This window comes from Lachnobacterium bovis DSM 14045, assembly GCF_900107245.1.
GTDB lineage: Bacteria > Bacillota > Clostridia > Lachnospirales > Lachnospiraceae > Roseburia > Roseburia bovis.
This window is the reverse complement of sequence record NZ_FNPG01000005.1, coordinates 73,030-92,980: the sequence shown is the minus strand read 5'-3', so window position 1 is coordinate 92,980 and position 19,951 is coordinate 73,030. Positions and strand designations below refer to the sequence as shown.

Here is a 19,951-nt window from a genome sequence, read left to right as displayed (position 1 = left end):
ATTGTGAATAATCTTGGCGATATTTTAAATAATTTATTACATCAAACCGCCTTTTTTAACCTTACTGTTGGCAATTACATAATGATATTAATAGCATGTGTTTTACTTTATTTTGCTATAAAAAAAGAGTATGAGCCATTGTTATTAGTACCTATTGCATTTGGAATGCTGTTGGTTAATATTTATCCGGATATTATTTTGAATCCAGCAAATTCAAAAAATGGTACAGGCGGATTATTATATTATTTTTACCAGTTAGATGAATGGTCTATACTACCTTCGTTGATTTTCTTAGGTGTTGGAGCAATGACGGACTTTGGCCCATTAATTGCTAATCCAATTAGTTTTTTATTAGGAGCAGCAGCACAATTTGGTATATTTGGTGCTTATTTCTTTGCAATTGCATTAGGGTTTAATGACAAGGCAGCAGCAGCGATTTCAATCATAGGAGGAGCTGATGGACCAACATCTATTTTCCTTGCCGGAAAGTTGGGACAGTCTTCTTTGATGGGACCGATCGCCGTCGCGGCATATTCATATATGTCACTTGTTCCATTGATTCAACCACCAATTATGAGGTTACTTACAACAGAAGAAGAAAGAAAAATTCATATGGAAAATCTTAGACCGGTAAGTAAAAGAGAAAAAATTATATTTCCAATTGTTGTAACAATTATTGTATGTTTGCTATTACCTACAACAGCACCATTAGTTGGTATGTTAATGTTAGGAAATTTATTTAGAGAAAGTGGTGTAGTTAGACAACTTCAGGAGACAGCTTCAAATGCTTTAATGTATATCGTTGTAATTTTACTAGGTACTTCAGTAGGTGCAACAACAAGTGCTGAATCATTTTTAAATCTTGATACAATTAGAATTGTATTATTAGGTTTAATAGCATTCGGTATAGGTACAGCTGCGGGGGTATTATTTGGAAAATTATTATGTTTTATTACAAAAGGAAAGATAAATCCATTAATTGGCTCTGCAGGAGTATCAGCCGTTCCGATGGCAGCAAGACAATCTCAAAAAGTTGGTGCAGAAGCTGATCCAACTAATTTCTTGTTAATGCATGCAATGGGACCAAACGTTGCTGGTGTTATTGGAACCGCTATTGCAGCAGGTTGCTTTATGGCAATTTTTGGAATTAACTAATCTTTAGGAGGAGAAAATGGAAACTAAAACAAATAAAAAAGTTAAAATAACAGAAACAATACTAAGAGATGCTCACCAGTCAATGATTGCAACAAGAATGACAACAGAGCAGATGTTACCTATTGTTGAAAAAATGGATCAGGTTGGATATCATGCTGTGGAATGTTGGGGTGGAGCCACATTTGATGCCTGTTTAAGATTTTTAAAAGAAGATCCTTGGGACCGTCTAAGAAAATTAAGAGATGGATTTAAGAATACAAAATTACAAATGTTATTCCGTGGACAAAATATTTTAGGTTATCGTCCATATGCAGATGATGTTGTTGAATATTTTGTGAAAAAATCAATAGCAAACGGAATTGATATTATTCGAATTTTCGATTGCTTTAATGATTTGAGAAACTTACAGACAGCTGTTGATGCAACAAATAAAGAAAAAGGTCATGCTCAAGTCGCTCTTTCATATACTTTAGGTGATGCATATACTCTAGATTATTGGAAGGAAATAGCAAAAAGGGTAGAAGATATGGGAGCTAATTCATTGTGTATTAAAGATATGGCTGGATTATTGGTACCTTATAAAGCGGATGAGTTAGTTAGAGCATTGAAAGAAACCGTTGAGATTCCAATTGAATTGCATACTCATTATACATCTGGGGTTGCTTCTATGACACTTCTTAAGGCGGTAGAAGCAGGATGTGACATTATAGATACAGCCATGTCGCCATTTGCACTTGGAACATCTCAACCGGCAACTGAAGTTATGGTTGAAACTTTAAAAGGTTCGCAATATGATACTGGATTAGATCAAAAAAAATTAGCAGAAATTGCTGATTATTTTAGAACGATAAGAGAAGATTCTTTGCAATCAGGTTTGCTAAATCCAAAAGTTCTAGGTGTTAATATTAAGACTCTTTTATATCAGGTGCCAGGCGGAATGTTATCAAATTTGCTTTCACAATTAAAGGAGCAAGGAGCTGAAGATAAGTATGAAGAGGTTCTTGCTGAAGTCCCTAGAGTACGAAAAGACTTAGGAGAGCCACCACTAGTAACTCCTTCATCCCAAATAGTTGGAACACAGGCAGTATTCAATGTTTTGATGGGAGAAAGGTATAAAGTAGCTACAAAAGAGACAAAAGACGTATTAATGGGAAAATATGGTAAAACTGTTAAACCATTTAATCAAGAAGTTGTTGATAAAGTACTAAGTGAAGAAGAAAAAGCAAATACAATTACTTGTAGACCTGCTGACTTAATTGAACCAGAATTAGCAACTATTGAGAACGAAATGAAACAATGGAAACAGCAAGATGAAGATGTATTGTCATATGCTCTATTTCCACAAGTTGCAACTGATTTCTTCAAATATAGACAAGCACAGCAAAAAGGCGTGGATGAAAAAGTTGCCGATACAAAATCAGGATCATATCCTGTTTAAGAATTAAATATTAGTATATTGGGTTCTCCTTGAGTAGGAAAAAGACTATGTTTTATTCTGCTTAAGGAGATTTTTATGTGTAAAATTGCCCCTTTTTAAAACGAGAAAAATTTGATATAATTAACATCAAATGATTATAAAGAGTGGGAAGTAAATGTATGAGTGCAAAAAACGAATTATTAAATAGGATTAATAATTCATACAATAGTATGAGTAAAGGCCAAAAGATTCTTGCAACATATATAACAGACAATTATGATAAAGCTGTGTTTTTAACTGCTGCAAAGCTTGGAGAAACAGTAGGCGTTTCAGAATCAACGGTTGTTAGATTTGCAATGCATCTTGGCTATAAGGGCTATCCAGAGTTCCAAAAATCTTTAGAAGAATTAGTTCGAAATAAGTTGAATTCAATTCAAAGAATGGAAGTAACATACGGAAGAATTAGTCAATCAGAGATTCTACAATCAGTTCTGCAATCTGATGCTGAAAAAATAAAAAACACAATAGAAAGAATCGATTCAAATGCATTTGAGATAGCAGTAGATACTATTTTGGCGGCTAAAAATATATATGTTGTTGGAATTAGAAGTTGTGCGCCTTTAGCGAGTTTTTTATCTTTTTATCTTAATCTAATTATTGATAATGTTCATCTATTACAGACTAGTAGCTCAAGTGAATTATTTGAGCAAATGGTAAGAATTGATCAAGATGATGTAATTATTGGAATTAGTTTTCCTAGATATTCAATGAGAACATTAAAGGCTTTAGAGTTTGCAAATAAAAGGAATGCAAAGGTTATTACTATAACTGATAGTGTACATTCGCCAATGAATTTATATTCATCATGTAATTTAATTGCAGACAGTGATATGGCATCAATCGTTGATTCATTAGTAGCGCCTTTGAGTGTTATAAATGCGTTAATTGTTGCATTATGTATGAAAAAACAAAAAGAAGTTGCTAAGACATTGACAATGTTAGAAGATATTTGGAATGAATATCAGGTATATGAGAACGATGAAATTGATTTGTTAGATGATAAAGTTAAATTAAGATATGCAAAATTAGGAGATATTAACAATGAGTAAAGTACTTGTAGTTGGTGGTGGACCGGCAGGTATGTTTGCAGCTTATTATGCTGCTCAAAACAACAATGAGGTTGTTTTAATAGAAAAAAATGAAAAATTAGGAAAAAAACTATACATAACTGGTAAAGGCCGTTGTAATGTCACAAATGCAAGCGACATGGATACGATTTTATCAAACGTTATGGGTAATAATAAGTTTTTGTATAGTGCTTTTAATGATTGCACAAATAAAGACGTAATGGATTTTTTTGAAAGAAGAAAAACACATCTAAAAGTTGAACGAGGAAATAGAGTGTTTCCAAAATCAGATCATTCGTCGGATATTATTTCGTGTTTAAAAAGAGCAATAGAAGATGTAGGTGTTGAAATTAAAATTAATACACAAGTTAAGAAATTGCTATATGATCCTTTTGTAGAGGAAGAAAAAAAAGAAACTGAGAACCAAAATTCAAAATATAAAAAGAAAAAACCAAAAATAAAACTAGATAAAATTATAAAAGGTGTTGTTTTAGATGATGGAAACGAGATTTTGGCAGATAAAGTAATTGTTGCAACAGGAGGATTTTCGTATCAGACAACAGGTAGTACAGGTGATGGATATCATTTCGCAGAAAATATGGGTCATAAGATAGTGGAAGTTTCGCCTGGATTGGTTCCTTTCGAAATAAAAGAAGATTGGGTTAAGAAATTACAGGGACTGTCTCTAAAAAATGTTTCTATTAATATAATGTCGCAAAAAAATAAAAAATTATATTCTGATTTTGGTGAAATGTTGTTTACTCATTTCGGAGTTAGTGGACCAATGATTTTATCAGCAAGTTCAAATATCAAACCTAGGGAATTTGAAAATGAGTTACAATTATATGTTGATTTGAAACCTGCATTAGATGAGGAGACACTAGATAAAAGAATTCTAAGAGAATTTGAAGGTGGATTAAATAAACAATTTAAGAATGTGTTAGGTCATTTGTTTCCAACTAAATTGATACCTATCATTGTTAATTTATCTACTATTGACGCCGATAAACAAGTTAATGATATATCGAGAGAGGAAAGATTAGCTTTTGTAAAATTAATAAAAAATCTTCCAATGACCATTGTTGGAAAAAGAAGTTTCAATGAGGCTATCATTACAAAAGGAGGAGTGACTGTTAAGGAAATTGATCCATCGTCGATGGAGTCGAAGCTTTGCAAAAATTTATATTTTTGCGGAGAAGTTCTTGATTTAGATGCCTTGACAGGTGGGTATAATTTACAAATTGCATGGTCCACAGGACATTTGGCTGGTATATCGTGCTAAAATTTGGTATTATATTATAGAAAGTTTAAAACTTTCAAAAATTTTTTTAGATGAGGAATGAAAAATGAATATAAACGTTGCAATTGATGGACCAGCAGGTGCAGGTAAGAGTACCATTGCTAAGAAACTAGCGAAAGAATTGTCATATATATACGTTGATACGGGAGCAATGTATAGGGCAATGGCATATTATTTTATGCAAAATAATATTGATTCGGCTGATAAAGAAAAGATTGACTCAGTTTGTGGAGAGATAGATATTACAATTACTCATCAAAATGGAGAACAAGTAGTTCTTTTGAATGGTGATAATGTAAATGGTGTTATTAGACAAGAGGCAGTTGGTAAAATGGCTTCATGTATTAGTGTTTATCCATCGGTTAGATCTAAACTTGTTGATTTACAGAGACAGCTAGCTAGAAAAGAAAGTGTTATTATGGATGGTAGAGATATTGGTACAGTTGTTTTACCAGATGCTCAAGTAAAAATATATTTAACAGCAAGCTCAAGAACAAGAGCACAACGTCGCTTTGAAGAATTATGTAGTAAAGGTGTTGAATGCGATATTGATGCTATTGAAAAAGATATAATTGAGCGTGATAAGCAAGATATGAATAGAAAAGTATCACCATTGAAAAAAGCAGATGATGCCGTTTTACTTGATTCATCGAATCTTGATATTGAAGGTGTTTTAGCAGAAATGAAGAGAATTATTGGCGAGAAAATAAAATAAATTAAAAAGCAATAAATCAAAAAATAATAGGGAGTGTAGGCATGCAGGTAATATTAGCAGAAAGTGCTGGATTTTGTTTCGGAGTTAAAAGAGCAATTGATCTTGTCTATCGTCAGATAGAAGAAAATGAAGGCACTATATACACTTATGGTCCAATTATTCACAATGAAGAAGTGGTTAAGGACCTTGAAAGCAAAGGCGTCAAGGTTATAGATAATCTTGATGAATTAAAGGATTTAGAAGCTGGTACAATCGTTATTAGAAGTCATGGAATTAGTAGTGATGAGTATCGGCAGATAGAAGAAAATGGATTTTCTTTTGTTGATGCTACGTGTCCTTTTGTTTTAAAAATTCATAGAGTGGTTGAAGAATATAGCCAAAAGGGATATCATGTAGTTATTGTAGGTAATCAATCGCATCCTGAAGTAAAGGGAATATGTGGTTGGGTAAGCGGTAAAAATGTTTCGGTGGTAAATAATCTTGAAGAAGCTAAAAAGTTTCAGCTAAATGAAGAAATTCCGGTTTGTATTGTAGCGCAAACTACTTTCAATCTAAAGAAATTTCAAGATATAGTTGAAATTATTGAAAAAAAAGGTTATGATATAATTGTTTTAAATACAATCTGTAGTGCAACTGAAAAGAGACAGACTGAAGCAAGAGAAATCGCAAGACAGTCTGATGCTATGATTGTGATTGGCGGAAAGAGCAGTTCAAATACACAGAAGCTATTTGAAATATGTAAAACTGAATGTGAAAATACTTACTATATACAAACGAGTGACGATATGGATTATACGAAGTTGAAATCCGTCAATAACGTAGGTATTACCGCAGGGGCATCAACCCCAAAGAATATTATTGAGGAGGTTTCAAAGAATGTCAGAAATGAGCTTTGAACAAATGTTAGAAGAGTCAATTAAAACTATAAGAAATGGAGAAGTAGTCGAGGGTACTGTTATTGACGTTAAACCAGAAGAAATCGTATTGAATATCGGCTATAAAGCAGATGGAATCATTTCTCGTAATGAGTATACAAATGAACCAAATGTAGATTTAACTACAATTGTTAATGTAGGCGATACAATGGAAGCTAAAGTTATTAAAATTAACGATGGCGAAGGACAGGTTTTATTGTCATATAGACGTCTTGCAGCAGAAAAAGGTAGCAAACGTTTACAGGAAGCATTTGAAAATGAAGAAGTGTTAACAGCTAAAGTTAGCCAAGTGCTTAACGGTGGAGTATGTGTTAACGTTGATGAGACACGCGTATTTATTCCAGCAAGTTTAGTATCAGATACTTTTGAAAGAGATTTATCAAAATTTAAAGATCAGGAAATCGAATTTGTTATCACAGAATTTGATCCTAGACATAGAAGAATTATTGGTAACAGAAAGAAATTATTAGTTGCTCAAAAAGCTGAAGCACAGAAAGAATTATTAGAAAAACTTAAAGTTGATGATGTTGTAGAAGGAACAGTTAAGAACGTTACTGATTTCGGTGCATTTATCGATTTAGGTGGTGTTGATGGATTATTACACATCTCTGAAATGTCTTGGGGAAGAGTTGAGAGCCCTAAGAAAGTATTAAAGGTTGGAGATAAAGTTAAAGTATTCATCAAAGAAATCAATGGTTCTAAGATTGCTTTAAGCAAAAAATTTGCTGAAGAAAATCCTTGGAACAATGCTGAAGAAAAATTCGCAGTTGGAAATGTTGTAAAAGGAAAAGTTGCTAGAATGACTGATTTTGGCGCTTTTATTGAAATTGCACCAGGTGTAGATGCTTTATTACATGTATCACAGATTTCTAAAGACCATGTTGAAAAACCTTCAGATGTATTATCAGTAGGTCAAGAAGTAGAAGCAAGAATTGTTGATTTTAACGAAGAAGAGCGTAAAATTAGCTTAAGTGTAAAAGCTTTAGTTGAAGATTCAGAAGAGTCTGAAACAGAAGAATAATATTATCAATGTATGATATTTAAGAAACAATTTTACGAAAGTGTATTATTGTTAATGTATAATATAAGCCATAATTTGACAAAGTGCGTTATTTATGGTTTAATATTGTATGCTTTTATTAAAAGGGACTGAGAAAGACAGTCAAGCTTTAGAAAAAAAGTCTATATTGTTTTGGTTAATATAGCAAAATAAAAAAAACATCGGATTGAAAGCCAAGTACTTTTATTGTATTTGGCTTTTTTTCTATTCTTTTTAATGATTTCATCCGATATACTACGTAACTGAAGTAGGTGAAATCTTATATATAGTTAGTTATGTATGAAAAATAGTTGAATTTAGTATGGAATTATATTTTAAAGAATTATATATTATAGAATTATATATTAAGAAAGTTAGCCGTGTTTTAAGGAGGTTTTATATCGGATGCTAGATAATTACGAAAGCTTTAAGAAGGATGTATATGCTCTTACAAAAATTGATTTAAATTGTTATAAAGAAAAGCAAATGCGAAGAAGAATAAATACCTTAATAACAAAAAATAAATTAAAAACGTATGAAGAATATGTTAATCTTATTAAAACTAATAATGAAAAGTTCGAAGAATTTATAAATTTTTTAACCATAAATGTATCAGAATTCTATAGAAATACGGATCAATGGCAACTGTTAGATAAAGAGATTTTTCCAAAACTAGTTGATGGAAAACGACAGATAAAGATTTGGAGTGCAGCGTGTTCAACTGGGGATGAACCATATTCGTTAGCTATGGCACTTTCTAAACATACTAGTTTAAGTAATTTGAAAATAATTGCAACGGATATAGATAAACAGGTTTTGGCTCAGGCTAAAGTTGGCTTGTACAATACAAAAAGTGTAGCAGGCGTCCCAGATGAGATGAAGAAAAAATATTTAGTAAAAGTAGGAAGTTCTTATAAAGTGGTAGATGAAATAAAAAAATGCGTCGAATTTAAAGAACATAACCTTTTAAAAGATCCATATCCATCAGATTGTGACATGATTGTATGTAGAAATGTTGTTATATATTTCACGGATGAGGCTAAAGATGAGATTTATAAAAAGTTTTATAAATCTCTAAAAAAAGGCGGATATTTATTTATTGGAAGTACAGAACAGATTATGAACTATAAAGAAATGGGATATTTAAGACATAGTTCATTCTTTTTTGAAAAGTAAGTTTATATAATAAAAAAACAAGCAAAATGAAAACCAGGCAAATATATTAGTTTTATTTAGGCTTAATATATTTAGCTTGGTTTTTTAATACTTTAATGAAGCTACTTAAATATTTGTTTTAATAAAATATATTATAGATTAAGTTCTTTACATAAACTTTTGAAAATATGCATAATGTATTTTTCTAATAAAGTACGGTTGCTAAAAAATGAAACATCGGCTAAAAAGAAGGATTCTTTTGAATCATAGTCTTTTTTAAAAGGTATATTAAAAGAGTTATCAAATATAGGTAAAAATATTCCTTCTTTTATTTGAAAAGCAGTTCTAGCTGTGGCTTTAGTTTTAGCCTCAGTTGACAAATATGTAGCTAAAGATTTATGTATTGCATAACCTTCGTGAACAAGATAATAATAATTATTATAATCATGGAAAAAGTTTTTCAAGCTGCCACAAAATATTGGAACACGAATAATGGTCGTTTCATAATTAAATTTGAAATAAATATTATGAAAACGATAGTTTATTTTTGTAGGAATATTATATTTGTTTCTTAAAGTGAAAAACAATTCAATTTGTTGATTATTATTCATGTCGAAGTATGTATTTTGAGAGACATTTTCTAGGGTATATTGCCCTTTAAGGATAAATTTGTATGCTAAAATATCTATTATTTTTAAAAGATATTTAACGTCGTCATAATTATGTTGTGTTAATATATCAACTAATTCCTGGTAATTATCCGGATACTTAAGAAAAGATTTATATACATCAACCAATTCTCCACCAGTATATTTATCGGTTCTGTTAATATTTAAAAATAATTCTATTGTTTTTTGCTTATAGTTATCAAGATTTAGAATAGTTTTTAGTTTTGATATTTTTTTATAAATGTCGCAAGAATCGATTGCATATTCAAAGATTGAGTTTACATAGTCGTCTTCAAAATATTCATGTGCTCTTTGCTTTATGAAAGGCAAATCAAAACTATCGCCATTAAATGAAAAGAGTTTTATTTTTCTTGAAAAGGAGTGGCTTTTTATCAAATCAAAAAAGTTCGTTAGACATTCTTTTTCATCAGACAAAGAATCACAGAAAAACTGTATTAAAGTAACAGAGACTGAGTCGTTGCTATTGGAAGTAGTTATATTAGTAGGGTTAACAGAGCTTTTATAAATTGCACCTATTAAATATATATTAGAATACTTTCTAGAAAAACCAGTTGTTTCAATGTCAAAAACTATTGAATTATCATCAAATATTTCTTTTATGTTATTTGAAAGATTATTAAAAAATTCAGTTATGTCATGTTTAAAAATAGTCATTTATCATCCTCCATTAGGTTGTAAAAATGCATTTCATAGTTTTCATAAGTATTATACTATAATTCGGTTATATTATTCAAATTATAAAAATTTGTTAATATTTGTTTGGACTATATGTACAAATAATATTGTTATAATTAATAATCAATTATTAGAATTTTTAAAATAGTTCTAAAAAAAATACAATTTGTGTATAAAAACGCAAAATAGTTATGTTATAATTAAAGAAAATAGAATTATGTTTGAATTATTGGGAGAAAATACGATATTGTCAAACATAATTTCGTGTTTTAATGTTTTTTACAAATTAAAGGAAAGTGAGGCATAAAAATGGGGGTTAGGACATTTAAAGGTGGAGTTCATCCTTTTGATGGAAAAAGATTTACTCGAGATTTACCTATTAAGGAAATTTTACCCAAGGGAGATTTAGTGTTTCCTTTATCTCAACATATTGGTGCGCCTGCACAACCAATTGTAAAAAAAGGGGATACTGTCTTAAAGGGACAAAAGATTGCTGAGGCAGGAGGCTTTGTATCATCGCCTATATATTCGTCTGTATCAGGTATAGTAAAAGCAATCGAACCAAGGCGTGTTGCAACTGGTGATTTAGTTAATTCTATTATTATTGAAAGTGATGATCAATTTAATGAAGTTGAGTATGAAAAAGTTGACGATTATACAAAACTTTCAAATGAAGAAATAATTAATAAAATAAAAGAGGCTGGAATAGTTGGAATGGGAGGAGCTGGTTTCCCAACGCATGTTAAGTTATCACCTAAAGATCCGGATAAAATAGAGTATATTATTGCAAATTGTGCGGAATGTGAGCCATATTTAACATCAGATTATAGAAGAATGATTGAAAATACCAAAGAATTAATTGGCGGTATGAAAATAATTCTTAAACTTTTTAAGAATGCAACGGGTATTCTAGGAATAGAGGATAATAAATTAGAAGCTATTGAAAAAATACATGAGTTAGTTGCAAAAGAGGATAAACTTGAGGTATGTCAATTGATTACTAAGTATCCTCAAGGCGGAGAGCGACAATTGATTTATGCTACAACAGGTAGAAAAATTAATTCAAAAATGTTACCAGCTGATGCAGGTTGTATAGTTGATAATGTTGAAACAATTATAGCAATTTATAGAGCGGTTACAAAAGGCAAACCGGTAATGAAACGTATTTCTACTGTTAGTGGTGATGCTGTAAAAAATCCAGGCAACTTTAAATACAGTATGGGAATGTCATATGCTGACCTCATTGAAGAAGCCGGTGGATTTGTTTGTGAACCGGAAAAGATTATCTCAGGTGGTCCAATGATGGGATTTTCGATGTTTTCATTAGATATTCCAATGACAAAAACTTCTTCATCGATATTGTGCTTTAAAGAGGATATTGTTTCAAAAGTTGATACAAGAGCCTGCATAAATTGTGGGAGATGCGTAGAAGTTTGTCCAGAACAATTAATTCCATCTAGATTACATAAATTTGCGGATCAAGGAAGAGAGGCAAAATTTGAAAAATGGAACGGATTAGAGTGTATAGAATGTGGAAGTTGTACTTATGTGTGCCCATCTAGAAGACAGGTGGCACAATCTATCAAGACAATGAAAAAGAATATTTTAGCTAAGAAGAGAAAAAATAACAAATAGAGAGGTGACTATTTTGAGTGAAAAAAATGATACATTATATCAAGTTTCATCATCACCACATGTTAGAGCAAATGATTCAACAACAAAAATAATGTTATATGTGATTATAGCACTTTTGCCTGCAACTTTTTTTGGAGTATATAATTTCGGAATCAGAGCATTATTTGTAGTGTTAGTAACAATTCTATCATGTGTTTTATCAGAGATTTGTTTTAATAAAATTGTAAAAAAAGAAAGTACTATATCTGATTTAAGTTGCGTTGTAACAGGATTATTATTAGGTTTGAATTTACCAGCAACACTTCCACTTTGGGAAGCTGTTATTGGTGGTGTATTTGCCATAGTAATAGTTAAAATGTTGTTTGGTGGTTTAGGGCAGAATTTTATGAATCCGGCATTAGGTGCAAGATGTTTCCTTTTGATATCTTTTGCAGCAGATATGACTAATTTCAATATTGATGGTTATACAGGAGCAACTCCACTTGCTGTAATTAAAAATGAAGGAATTGAGAATGTGAATTCACTAAAGATGTTAATTGGTCAAACTGCAGGTACAATTGGAGAAACTTCGACAATTGCGATTGTACTTGGTGCAGCATTTCTTATTTTAGTAGGTGTTATTGACTTGACAATACCTGCAAGTTACATTTTGTCCTTTGTTGCTTTCATAGCAATATTTGGCAAATATCAGTTTGATATTAATTATATAATAGCTGAAGTTTGCGGTGGGGGATTAATGCTAGGTGCATTTTTCATGGCAACAGATTATGTAACATCACCTATAACACCAAGAGGAAGATTATACTTTGGAATATGTTGTGGTATTTTAACAGGATTATTTAGATGCTTTGGAGCAAATGCTGAAGGTGTGTCATTTGCCATAATTCTAAGTAATTTACTTGTTCCTCTTATTGAAGATGTTACTATTCCTAGAGCATTTGGAGTGAGTAAGGAGGCAAAGAAAAATGAATAAAAAAATTATACATGATGCTTTGATTCTTACAGCATTTACATTAATATTGGGTTTCATTTTAGGAACTGTATATAATATTACAAAGGGTCCAATAAAAGCAGCCGAAGAACAAACAGCACTAACAGCTTATAAAGCAGTTTACAAAGAAGCAGATTCCTTTAAAAAACATTCATTTGATAAAAATAAAGTTAATAAAATTGTTAGTAAAAAGGGCTATAATGATGTTATTGATGATATTCAGGAGGCCAAGGGAAAAGATGGAAAGACTATTGGTTATGTAATTACTGTTACGGCAAAAGATGGTAGTCAGGGAAGCATTACTTTTTCAGTTGGAATAAAAAATGATGGAACAATAAATGGTTATTCAATTACTGCTTCAAGTGAAACACCAGGTTTGGGTTTAAAGGCAAGTGAAAAAGAATTTTCAAAACAATTTAATAATAAAAAAGTAGATAAGTTAGAAGTAGTAAAACAAAAACCATCACAGGATAATGAAATAGAAGCAATTACTGGTGCAACTATAACTTCAAAAGCTGTATCAAACGGTTGCAATTCTGCATTAGTGGTATATAAAAATCTTAAAGGAGGTAAGGTATAATGGGAAAGAATACGGAAAGATTATATAATGGTATTATAAAAGAAAATCCAGTGTTCGTGTTGATGCTTGGAATGTGTCCCACATTAGCTGTAACCTCATCTGCAATAAATGGTATAGGAATGGGACTTTCAACAACAGTTGTTTTGATTTTGTCCAATTTAATCATATCATCATTTCGAAAAGTGATTCCAAATGGTGTTAGAATGCCTGCATATATTGTTATTGTAGCATCATTAGTTACAGTAGTTGAATTCATAATGAAGGCATATTTACCTTCGTTATCAGCAGCATTAGGAGTATATATTCCACTTATTGTTGTAAATTGTATTATTTTAGGTCGTGCAGAAAGTTATGCTTCAAAAAACCCAGTCATACCATCAGTTTTTGATGGAATAGGAATGGGATTTGGATTTACTGTAGGCTTATTTTTAATAGGTTTAGTTCGTGAAACGATTGGAGCAGGAACTATGCTTGGTTTTCCAGTTTTAAAACAGATTAAGGGCTTTACTCCAATGACTATTTTTATTATGGCACCAGGAGCTTTCCTTGTTTTAGCTTTCTTAGTTGCAGGAATGAATATAGTAAGAAAGAAAATGGAAGAAAAAGGTACACCACTTGCACCACCTTCAGGATGTTTGAGCGGAGCATGTCTTGGATGCTCAAATGCTGGATTATGTGGAGGTGTTGAGGAACATTCTAAATCTCAAGATAAGGAAAAACAAAACAGTAAATAGGGGAGGAAAGTTCTATGAAAACATTACTTGTTATTGCAATTAGTTCAGCGATTGTAAATAACGTTGTTCTTAGTCAATTTTTAGGAATATGTGCATTCCTAGGAGTTTCAAAAAAGAAAGAAACGGCTGCCGGAATGGGAGGAGCAGTTGTTTTCGTAATAACAATGTCGGCGTTTATTACAAGTTTAATTTATAAATTTATTTTAAATCCTTTAGATTTATCATATTTGAAAACAATAGTTTTTATTTTAGTAATAGCAGCATTAGTACAATTTGTTGAGATGTTCTTAAAAAAATCAATTCCATCATTGTATAAGGCACTAGGAGTGTATTTACCTCTAATTACAACAAACTGTGCTGTATTAGGTGTAGCAATTAACAGTGTAACAAATGAATACAATGTATTAGAAAGTGTTGTCTATGGTTTTACAACTGGAATCGGTTTTTTGATTGCAATTGTGTTAATGGCAGGAATACGAGAAAAAATTGAATATAATGATATACCTAAAACATTTCAAGGTACTGCAACAGTTTTGTTAACTGCGTGCTTAATGTCAATCGCATTTATGGGATTTTCAGGTATGATATAGGAGGAATGACAAATGATTAATTTTACTGCGATTATAATTCCTGCTATTGTTGTTGGATGTGTTGGATTGTTAATAGCAATTTTTTTAGGAATAGCAGGAGAAAAATTTAAAGTTCCAGTTGATGAAAGAGAAGAAAAAATTATAGAAGTTCTACCAGGAAACAATTGTGGAGGCTGTGGATACGCAGGTTGTTCAGGACTTGCTGCAGCAATTGTAAAAGGAGAAGCTCCAGTAAATCAGTGCCCAGTTGGTGGTTCACCAGTTGCAAAGCTAGTAGGTGAGATAATGGGCGTAAAAGCAGAAGAGGGAGAAAAAAAGGTCGCTTTCGTTAAATGTTCTGGTACTTGTGATAAAACAAAAGATTTTTATGTTTATTCAGGTAATAAAAGTTGTTCAAATGTAAAATTTGTTCCAAATGGTGGAGCAAAGGCATGTCGTTATGGGTGTTTAGGTTTTGGTGAGTGTGTTGCTGTATGTCCATTCGATGCAATTCATATAACAGAAGGAAAAATTGCAGAAGTAAATCCTATGGAGTGTAAGGCATGCGGAAAATGTATTGAGGCATGCCCACAAAATCTAATAGAACTTGTCCCTTATAATGCAGCACATATTGTAAAGTGTAGTTCAAAAGACAAAGGTAAAGATGTTATGAAGGCCTGTTCGGTTGGATGTATTGCTTGTCATCTATGTGAAAAGAATTGTCCGGTTGAAGCTATAAAAGTGATAGATAATGTTGCATATATTGATCAGGATAAATGTACAGGATGTGGCATATGTGCTCAAAAGTGTCCTAAGAAAATCATTTTATAGTTTATATGGTAATTATAAAAAATATCATTAGAATATAATCATTAATATTGAATTATTAATATGATGTTTTAAAAGATACTTTTATAATACACATATAATGAGTTTAAAATAAAAAGAAAATGATCTTAATTATTAGAAAATGGTATTTAAAGAAAGTATCATTATTTGAAATAGTTAAGATCATTTTTATTATTGAATAGTGTATGCTGAGTCAGTTAATTCAAAATCTTTTATACCATTAGTTAAATAAACTTTTTTATCTTTAGTAACAAAAATAGCTTCAGTGTTTTTTAGTGATTCAATATAGTTTTTTCCATTTTTTAAACCCATTGAAAAAACACTGGTGCTTAAAGCATCGGCATTTGTTGATTTTGGTGTAATAATAGTTACTTCTTCTAAATTATTATCAACAGGATAACCTGTGGAGGTATTTAAAATATGGTGATATATTTTATTGTTACATTTAAAAAATCTTTCATATATTCCAGATGTAACAATCGAAGAATTTGATATTTTTATTTTACCGATAGTGCTATTAGTTGCTGAAAATGGTTTTTGAATACCAATATTAAAAGTATCAGAAGAACTTTTATTTATAGTTAGAATATTACCACCTAAATTAATGATAGCTTTGTTTTTTAAAGGACATTTATTAAAGTAAAGTTTAATTTTATCTGCTATATATCCTTTGGCAATTCCTCCTAAATCTATTTTCGCATTTGAATCACACAACATAACAGAATCGTCTTGAATTTTAATATTTTTATAATTTATATGAGGTACTAAAGAGTGTATTTTTTCAGCAGAAGGAATGTTATTAGCTGACACTTCATTGTTTTTGTTCTTTGCATTTTTGGCTAGTTCTGAAATATTCCATAAATCTGTTAGTTTTCCAATTGTTGGATCAAAAAGTCCATTTGTCTGTTGAGCAGTTTTTATAGACGATTTTAATACTTCAATTGTATCTTTATGAACGTGTACGAATTTATTTGGATTAGTGTTTATTTTTGAAATATCACTGTTTGCTTTAGAAGTTGAAAACATATTATCATATTTGTTTATAATATCGAAACATTTATCAACGTATTTTGAATCTTCATTATTATAAACAGTAATTGTTACAATAGTATCCAAAGAAAATTTTGAACTTGTTATAGGATTATTTGAAGCTTTATCATATTTAGAAAAAAAGCGAGATGATAAAGCAAATGTAATCACAATTAGGAATAAAATAACGCCTATTAATGAGGCTCTTTTTTTTGTTTGTTTCATGATATGCCCTCCATTAATTATATATAAGTTAATAATATCACAATAAAAATCAAAAGTCATTAGGTTGTACTTTGAAAATAGGTTCTGAAGTATGACTTGCTGATTAGTCGTTTTTATGATATTGTATAAGTTGAATGCTTAAGGATGATTGTAGAAAGGTGAATAGAAATGAATCAAAATAATGGTTATAAAAGAGTAGTAATTAAGATAGGTTCGTCTTCTCTTACACATGAAGAGACTGGAAATCAGGATTTTATTAAGATCGAACATTTGGTTAGACAATTATGTGATTTACAAAACAGGGGAATTGATGTGTGTTTAGTTAGTTCGGGAGCAATTGCTGTTGGACGTAAAGCGCTAAACTTAAAAGAACGCCCCTCTACAACATCTACAAAGCAAGCATGTGCAGCAGTTGGTCAAAGTAGATTAATGATGACTTATCAAAAGTTTTTTGGAGAATACAATCATATTGCAGGACAGATTTTGCTTACAAAAAATACGATGATTAATCCTGTATCTAGAAATAATGCTAAAAATACATTTGATGAATTGTTTAATATGGGAGTAGTTCCTATTGTAAATGAAAATGATACTGTTAGCACTTATGAAATGAAATTTGGTGATAATGATACATTATCAGCGCTTGTGGCATCTTTGATAGATGCAGATTTACTTATTTTGTTATCAGATATTGATGGATTATACACGGATGATCCACATAGTAATCCGGATGCTGAATTGATTAAAGAAGTATCAGAGATTAATTCTGATATTTTGTCAATGGCTAAGGGTAGCACTGGAAGTGACGTTGGGACAGGTGGAATGGCAACTAAACTTATGGCAGCTAAGGTCGCAACAGAATCAGGTGCTGATATGATAATTGCTAATGCTTCTGACATTAGTGTCATTAGTGATATTTTTAATGGCGATTATTTAGGTACTAAATTTGTTAGGAAGAAAAATCCTAACTTTAATTTAGCAAATTTTATAATAGAAAGTATAGGGTAGCACAAAATGACAAAAGAAAAAATTGATAGAATTAACGAGTTATATCGTAAGTCTAAAGAGCAAGGATTAACACCTGAAGAAAAAAAAGAACAATTGATTTTAAGAAAAGAATTTATTGCTGATATTAAACAAAATGTTGCTAGTCAGCTAAATAATATTGATGTGGTTCAGGCAGATGGCTCTGTGAAAAATTTGGGCGAGGAGCACGCAAAAAAACATAAAGGACAATAGTTATCATGGAAGAAAAAAAGAAGAAGCTTAGACAAAAAGCGTTATCTCAAAGAAAATTATTGCCTATAGGTATAAAAAGAGCAAAAAGCAAAAAGATAGTTGAGAGTATTATAAACTCTGATGAATATAAGATAAATAATGTTTTTTTTGCATATGCGGCTTTAGAAGATGAAGTGAATATAGATGAATTTATTATTCAAGCATTAGCTGATAATAAAAAAGTTTTTTTGCCTAGAGTAAAAAAAGATAGTATGAATTTTTATCAAATTGAATCTTTATTAGATTTAGAAAATGGTAGTTTTAATGTTAGAGAACCTAAAACGTATTGTAACAAATTCGAAGAGAATCTTTATAAGAAATTTTATGAAGGTGAGAGAAATTCTGATATTAATAAAACGGAACAAATTGTGGTCTATACTCCAGGTGTAGCTTTTACATTTAAAGGCGAAAGAATGGGGTATGGAAAAGGATATTATGATAGATTTTTTGCAAAATATCCCAAGCTTTTAAAGATAGGAGTTGCTTTTAAGGAGCAGCTATATGAAACAACGTATTCACAGAAGTACGATGTGTTTTTAGATAAAGTGATTTTTGAATAAGTTTGTTATGATATTAAAATGGAGGATTAGTATGGAAATAAGAGATCTATGTAAAAGAGCTTTTGAGGTTAAACATGAGGTTGCAAAATTAACAACAAATGAAAAAAATAAAATATTAATAGATGCTGCTGCTCAGTTAGTGGAAGACACAGACTTGATTATAAAAGCTAACGAAATTGATATGAAAAATGCAAAACAGAATAATATGCCACAAGGCTTGCAGGATCGTTTATTGCTTACAAGCAAAAGAATCGAGGATATGGCTGATGGATTAAGACAGGTGGCCAATTTACAAGATCCAATTGGTAATGTTTTATCAATGACTAAACGTCCAAATGGTCTTGTGATTGGAAAAAAAGTTGTTCCTATCGGTGTTGTAGGTGTGATTTATGAAGCTAGACCAAATGTTACATCAGATGTATTTGCATTGTGTTTAAAAACTGGTAATTGTGCAATTTTAAAAGGCGGTAGTGATGCAATTAATTCTAATATTGCTGTTGTTGCTAGCTTACAAAAGGCAGTAGAGAAAAACAATGCACCAGTTGGTTTGGTTTCTATTATTGAAGATACATCTAGAGAGAAAACTAATGAATTTATGAAAATGAATCAATATGTTGATGTCTTAATTCCAAGAGGTGGAAGCGGATTGATAAAATCTGTAGTTAATAATTCAACAATTCCTGTAATAGAAACAGGAACAGGAAACTGTCACATTTATGTTGATGAGAGTGCTGATTTTGATAAAGCATTAGCAATAATAAAAAATGCAAAGACTCAGCGTATTGGAGTTTGTAATGCAACAGAATCTTTAGTTGTTAATAGTAAAATTGCAGCTGATTTTTTACCAAAATTATATGATACTTTAAAAGAAAAAAATGTTAATTTATATGCTGATGATAAAGCCATGGAATGTTTAGGTGAAAAATCATTAGTAAATAAAGCTACAGATGAAGATTGGGGAAAAGAATACCTTGACTACAAATTATCTGTTAAAGTGGTTGATACAGTTGATGAGGCTATATATCATATTAATAGATATAACACTGGGCATTCAGAAGCAATCATAACGGAAAGTTATTCTAATGCACAGAAGTTTTTAGATGAAGTAGATGCTTCATGTGTATATGTTAATGCATCTACAAGATTTACAGATGGAAATGAATTTGGTTTTGGTGCAGAAATAGGCATTAGTACTCAAAAAATACATGCGAGAGGACCAATGGGACTTGAAGCACTTACAAGTTCAAAATATATCATTTACGGAAACGGTCAAATAAGATAGTTTCAAAAAATG

Annotated in this window: 20 protein-coding genes; 18 read left to right on the top strand and 2 right to left on the bottom strand. The window is 30.9% G+C overall.

Going from position 1 to position 19,951, the window contains the following annotated elements; genetic code table 11:
* The first annotated feature begins 3 nt into the window (after positions 1-3).
* The 8 genes from BLV79_RS01660 to BLV79_RS01625 all read left to right on the top strand — a co-directional run bounded on the left by BLV79_RS01660 (position 4) and on the right by BLV79_RS01625 (position 8,864).
* Entirely contained in the window at positions 4-1,155 is a 1,152-nt protein-coding gene (locus BLV79_RS01660; RefSeq protein ID WP_074715615.1) for a sodium ion-translocating decarboxylase subunit beta, read from the top strand.
* Between the two features lie 16 nt (positions 1,156-1,171).
* Positions 1,172-2,593 (top strand): oxaloacetate decarboxylase subunit alpha, encoded by a 1,422-nt coding sequence (locus tag BLV79_RS01655; RefSeq protein ID WP_074715612.1) that lies wholly within the window; start codon positions 1,172-1,174, stop codon positions 2,591-2,593.
* A gap of 158 nt (positions 2,594-2,751) precedes the next feature.
* Positions 2,752-3,681, top strand: coding sequence for a MurR/RpiR family transcriptional regulator (locus BLV79_RS01650; protein ID WP_074715609.1), 930 nt, complete (start codon positions 2,752-2,754; stop codon positions 3,679-3,681).
* On the top strand, positions 3,674-4,981 hold the full coding sequence (locus tag BLV79_RS01645) for a BaiN/RdsA family NAD(P)/FAD-dependent oxidoreductase (protein WP_074715606.1): 1,308 nt from the start codon (positions 3,674-3,676) through the stop codon (positions 4,979-4,981). The genes BLV79_RS01650 and BLV79_RS01645 overlap by 8 nt, the downstream gene beginning before the upstream one ends.
* A 64-nt stretch (positions 4,982-5,045) precedes the next feature.
* Positions 5,046-5,714 carry a (d)CMP kinase gene (gene cmk, locus BLV79_RS01640; RefSeq protein ID WP_074715603.1) on the top strand — a complete coding sequence of 223 codons (669 nt, stop codon included), beginning with the start codon at positions 5,046-5,048 and terminating at the stop codon, positions 5,712-5,714.
* A gap of 41 nt (positions 5,715-5,755) precedes the next feature.
* Positions 5,756-6,610: a 4-hydroxy-3-methylbut-2-enyl diphosphate reductase gene (gene ispH, locus BLV79_RS01635; RefSeq protein ID WP_074715600.1), complete on the top strand. Its 855-nt coding sequence runs from the start codon at positions 5,756-5,758 to the stop codon at positions 6,608-6,610.
* Entirely contained in the window at positions 6,591-7,670 is a 1,080-nt protein-coding gene (gene rpsA / locus BLV79_RS01630) for a 30S ribosomal protein S1 (protein WP_074715597.1), read from the top strand. The genes ispH and rpsA overlap by 20 nt, the downstream gene beginning before the upstream one ends.
* Before the next feature lie 423 nt (positions 7,671-8,093).
* Positions 8,094-8,864, top strand: a complete 771-nt coding sequence (locus BLV79_RS01625) for a CheR family methyltransferase (protein WP_074715594.1) — start codon at positions 8,094-8,096, stop codon at positions 8,862-8,864.
* A gap of 131 nt (positions 8,865-8,995) precedes the next feature.
* Here BLV79_RS01625 and BLV79_RS01620 read toward each other — a convergent pair whose 3' ends face one another.
* Positions 8,996-10,186 carry a ribonuclease H-like domain-containing protein gene (locus BLV79_RS01620; RefSeq protein ID WP_074715590.1) on the bottom strand — a complete coding sequence of 397 codons (1,191 nt, stop codon included), beginning with the start codon at positions 10,184-10,186 and terminating at the stop codon, positions 8,996-8,998.
* Positions 10,187-10,516: 330 nt separating this feature from the next.
* On the opposite strand from BLV79_RS01620, the gene rsxC reads away from it, so the two are divergent.
* Genes rsxC through BLV79_RS01590 form a run of 6 tightly spaced genes read left to right on the top strand, consistent with a single transcriptional unit; the run spans position 10,517 to position 15,547 of the window.
* Positions 10,517-11,842 (top strand): electron transport complex subunit RsxC, encoded by a 1,326-nt coding sequence (rsxC, locus tag BLV79_RS01615; protein WP_074715587.1) that lies wholly within the window; start codon positions 10,517-10,519, stop codon positions 11,840-11,842.
* A gap of 13 nt (positions 11,843-11,855) precedes the next feature.
* Positions 11,856-12,815, top strand: a complete 960-nt coding sequence (locus tag BLV79_RS01610) for an RnfABCDGE type electron transport complex subunit D (RefSeq protein ID WP_074715585.1) — start codon at positions 11,856-11,858, stop codon at positions 12,813-12,815.
* Entirely contained in the window at positions 12,808-13,413 is a 606-nt protein-coding gene (locus BLV79_RS01605) for an RnfABCDGE type electron transport complex subunit G (RefSeq protein WP_074715582.1), read from the top strand. Before BLV79_RS01610 ends, BLV79_RS01605 begins: the two co-directional genes overlap by 8 nt.
* Positions 13,413-14,147: an electron transport complex subunit RsxE gene (gene rsxE, locus BLV79_RS01600; protein ID WP_074715579.1), complete on the top strand. Its 735-nt coding sequence runs from the start codon at positions 13,413-13,415 to the stop codon at positions 14,145-14,147. The genes BLV79_RS01605 and rsxE overlap by 1 nt, the downstream gene beginning before the upstream one ends.
* A 14-nt stretch (positions 14,148-14,161) precedes the next feature.
* A complete protein-coding gene (locus BLV79_RS01595; protein ID WP_074715576.1) occupies positions 14,162-14,737 on the top strand; it encodes an electron transport complex protein RnfA in 576 nt (191 codons plus the stop codon).
* A 15-nt stretch (positions 14,738-14,752) separates the two neighbouring features.
* Positions 14,753-15,547, top strand: coding sequence for an RnfABCDGE type electron transport complex subunit B (locus tag BLV79_RS01590; RefSeq protein WP_074715764.1), 795 nt, complete (start codon positions 14,753-14,755; stop codon positions 15,545-15,547).
* Between the two features lie 189 nt (positions 15,548-15,736).
* Here BLV79_RS01590 and BLV79_RS01585 read toward each other — a convergent pair whose 3' ends face one another.
* On the bottom strand, positions 15,737-16,819 hold the full coding sequence (locus tag BLV79_RS01585) for an FAD:protein FMN transferase (protein WP_074715573.1): 1,083 nt from the start codon (positions 16,817-16,819) through the stop codon (positions 15,737-15,739).
* A 168-nt stretch (positions 16,820-16,987) separates the two neighbouring features.
* Between BLV79_RS01585 and proB the strand changes: the two genes are divergently transcribed.
* The 4 genes from proB to BLV79_RS01565 are packed head-to-tail and all read left to right on the top strand — an operon-like array spanning position 16,988 to position 19,939.
* A complete protein-coding gene (gene proB / locus BLV79_RS01580) occupies positions 16,988-17,827 on the top strand; it encodes a glutamate 5-kinase (protein WP_074715570.1) in 840 nt (279 codons plus the stop codon).
* 6 nt (positions 17,828-17,833) lie between these two features.
* A complete protein-coding gene (locus tag BLV79_RS01575; RefSeq protein WP_074715567.1) occupies positions 17,834-18,058 on the top strand; it encodes a DUF896 domain-containing protein in 225 nt (74 codons plus the stop codon).
* Positions 18,059-18,063: 5 nt separating this feature from the next.
* Positions 18,064-18,657 carry a 5-formyltetrahydrofolate cyclo-ligase gene (locus BLV79_RS01570; RefSeq protein ID WP_074715563.1) on the top strand — a complete coding sequence of 198 codons (594 nt, stop codon included), beginning with the start codon at positions 18,064-18,066 and terminating at the stop codon, positions 18,655-18,657.
* Between the two features lie 31 nt (positions 18,658-18,688).
* Complete coding sequence (locus tag BLV79_RS01565) at positions 18,689-19,939, top strand: glutamate-5-semialdehyde dehydrogenase (RefSeq protein ID WP_074715560.1); 1,251 nt, start codon at positions 18,689-18,691, stop codon at positions 19,937-19,939.
* The last annotated feature ends 12 nt before the right edge of the window (positions 19,940-19,951 follow it).